This window comes from Acinetobacter sp. YH01008 (assembly GCF_013420435.1).
Lineage (GTDB): Bacteria > Pseudomonadota > Gammaproteobacteria > Pseudomonadales > Moraxellaceae > Acinetobacter > Acinetobacter pseudolwoffii.
Genome location: NZ_VOYD01000089.1, coordinates 1 through 1,015 on the forward strand (window position 1 = coordinate 1; position 1,015 = coordinate 1,015).

General features: G+C 33.9%; 2 pseudogenes. Both read right to left on the reverse strand.

The annotated features are described in order from the left end of the window. Positions 1 to 343, reverse strand: a pseudogene (locus tag FTT75_RS15690) (transposase); the annotation flags it as partial. Between the two features lie 205 nt (positions 344 to 548). Beyond that, positions 549 to 1,015: pseudogene (locus tag FTT75_RS15695) on the reverse strand (IS1 family transposase); the annotation flags it as partial.

Here is a 1,015-nt window from a genome sequence, read left to right on the forward strand (position 1 = left end):
ACTGAAATCTGAAGTGAGTCGTCGATTAACTTTTGTGGTTGAAGCGGCCCAGTTTCTTCAACACACCTTCTAAAAAATCAATTTCTAATGCCTGCTCACCGATTTTTGCATGTAGTTTTTTTAGATCGATGGGTGGTTCTGTTGGAGCTTTTGATTGATCGAAAGCTTGCGAGGAAGCTGAGATCAATTGATTTTTCCAGTCAATAATTTGGTTTTGATGAACATCAAACTCAGCACTCAATTCAGCAAGTGTTTTTTCTGCTTTAATCGCAGCAAGTGCTACCTTAGCTTTAAAATCATTTGAATGATTTCTTCTTGGTCTACGTGCCATAAAATACTCCATATATTGATGTTTATAACATCATTTGAGGAGCAGAATATCACTTATAGGAGTTGTTCAAATTTACGGATCCATCTCTCTAATGAAGAAATTCTAAAATTAACATAATACACCTTATACAAAATGCCCTTGTAAGCCCTTAATCAAGGGCATTTTTAGTCTCTACTTAACATAAAATTTTGGTGGTGCTTCAAAAAGTATGCTGCCTTTAAATGAAGCCATTATTGATGTAAAAGAAAAGAAGGCTAAATCAAAAGCTTTAAAATGGTTTTCAAGCTTTTTTGAAAAATTACAGCTTCTTCTGAAGCTACGCCTAATTCTATGCCTTATTTTGCAATTATTGCCTTCAATACCTACAGTAAAAAATTTACCAATACTTTGCTTACCATTTTTAAAAGCAGTGATGAAACTGTCCCAATGATCACTTGCAATTCGGGTGTAGTGAATATCTAATTGTTTAAGCTTTGTCTTCAATTGTTAGACTGTAGCTAAATCTCGTTTACCCCAAACATAAGCAACAATTTCACCTGTTTCTCGATGATAGGCGTAAATAAGCCATTGTTTATTCTTTTTATTTCCAACAAAATTCCAGAACTCATCTACTTCGAGAGATTCATAATGACTTTGCTGAGGCTGAATTTCATAGGTTGATTCAGTTAAAGTACGTAAAACTTT